Origin of the sequence: Gordonibacter pamelaeae 7-10-1-b, assembly GCF_000210055.1 — a bacterium.
Classification (GTDB): domain Bacteria; phylum Actinomycetota; class Coriobacteriia; order Coriobacteriales; family Eggerthellaceae; genus Gordonibacter; species Gordonibacter pamelaeae.
The window spans coordinates 2,998,106-2,999,565 of sequence record NC_021021.1 but is presented as its reverse complement, the minus strand read 5'-3'; the positions used below and the strand labels follow the sequence as shown (position 1 = coordinate 2,999,565).

2 protein-coding genes are annotated in these 1,460 nt (G+C 69.0%); one reads left to right on the top strand and one right to left on the bottom strand.

The features are described from left to right. Nucleotides 1–126 precede the first annotated feature (126 nt). On the bottom strand, nucleotides 127–1,032 hold the full coding sequence (locus tag GPA_RS13845; RefSeq protein WP_041239687.1) for a DUF2268 domain-containing putative Zn-dependent protease: 906 nt from the start codon (nucleotides 1,030–1,032) through the stop codon (nucleotides 127–129). A 166-nt stretch (nucleotides 1,033–1,198) separates the two neighbouring features. Here GPA_RS13845 and GPA_RS13840 point away from each other — a divergent pair. After that, on the top strand, nucleotides 1,199–1,460 hold a 262-nt coding region (locus GPA_RS13840), incomplete at its 3' end, for an RNA polymerase sigma factor (protein ID WP_167536683.1).

Below are 1,460 nucleotides of genomic sequence, written 5' to 3'. Positions count from 1 at the left end.
AACTACGAGGCGGCCGATCCCCGTCCGCTGCCGCCGGGGGCCTACGGCGACTTCCCGCCGTTCCTCACGCGCGGCCTGTGCGTGGAGCTTTCGCGCGAAGGGGAGCCGTCCCGGTTGCCCTCCTGATCAGTCCCAGAAGGCCTGCGCCGCGTCGAGGATATCCGCCGCCGGCAGGAGGGTGGCGTCGGCGATGTCGGTGCCGGACTCTTCGAGAAAGCGCCTGACCAGGTGGTACCCGCACGCGTAACCGGCGCAGTAAGGCACGCCGTGCACGGGGTAGCCCATGAGCGCCGCCGTCTCGTCGCCGTAGAGGTAGGCGGAAAGCTCGGCCAGGCCCTGCGCATCCCGGCCTGCGTGCACGAGCGGCTTCACCTGCTCGAGCAGGTCGGGCGTGGTGCGCGCGACCCACGGGCCCGCCAGCTCCTCGCCGAACAGCTCCACGGCGAAGTTCTCGGCCAACCCCTCGCTCACCAGCATCTCGCCGAGCGTGATGTCGTTTCGCCACCTCACGAACTGGAAGCGCACGTTGTGGTTCGTCTCGTGCGCGAGCGCTGCGGGCAGGCGGCGCATCGTGCGCCCGCCCGGCACGAGCCAGGCGAAGATGCTGCCGGGGATGCCCCCGTCGCCGCCGTAGCCTTCGCTCGCCCGTACCACGGGGTTTTCCGGGTTCGCCAACAGCACGGTGAAGCGGTAGTCCTTCCGCGGAAGCTCGATGCCGCGCGCGGCGAAACGTGCGAGCGAGCGCTCGACGGTGCGTTGGCATGCGTCCCAGAAGGCGTCGTCGCCGATGAGGCTCACGGCTTCGGCCCAACTGCCGTCCACGCGCATGGGCGGCAGGATGCCGAGCATCTCGCTGGCCATGACCACGTCGTAACCGCCGGGCTGCGCGGCTTTGAGCGGCACGCGGTAGCAGTCCCACTTCTCCTTGAAGGGGGCCATGAGCTCGTGGCGGTACAGGTCGGGGCGCTTCTCGGGCGGCGCGGCGATCATGGCGCGGTATGCTTGGTCTGAGCGCACGGGTCGCACGTCCATGGGGGTTCCTTTCTCGCGGGTGCGCGCATTCGTCATCGAGTGCGTGCGCCCATGCTACGGCCTCACGTGGCGTGAGGGTCAAGGAAATTTCCAAAGGTTTTTCCGGTGCGGCCGCACCGATCGCGCTAGGGATTCGTTATAGAGGGCAGAGGAGGTGAAGCGGGACGTGGGAGGCAGGCTGCGGGACGGCGAGGCGTTCGATCGTCTGGTCGAAGAGCATTACGACGATGTGCTGGCGTACTGCCGGCGGCACGCGCCATCGTACGACGAGGCGCCGGACGTAGCGCAGGAGGCGTTTCTGCGCTTCGTGCGCAGCGGGCGCTCGCCGATCGAGGGCAAGCCGCTCGCGTACCTGCTCACCATCGCGCGCAACCTCTGCATCGACGCATCGCGCGCCAAGCGCCCGCCGCCGTGCCGCTTGATGTGGA

Excerpts from the sequence above, each read along its gene's own strand:
- GPA_RS13845 (WP_041239687.1), bottom strand. The coding sequence starts at position 1,032 with ATGGACGTGCGACCCGTGCGCTCAGACCAAGCATACCGCGCCATGATC.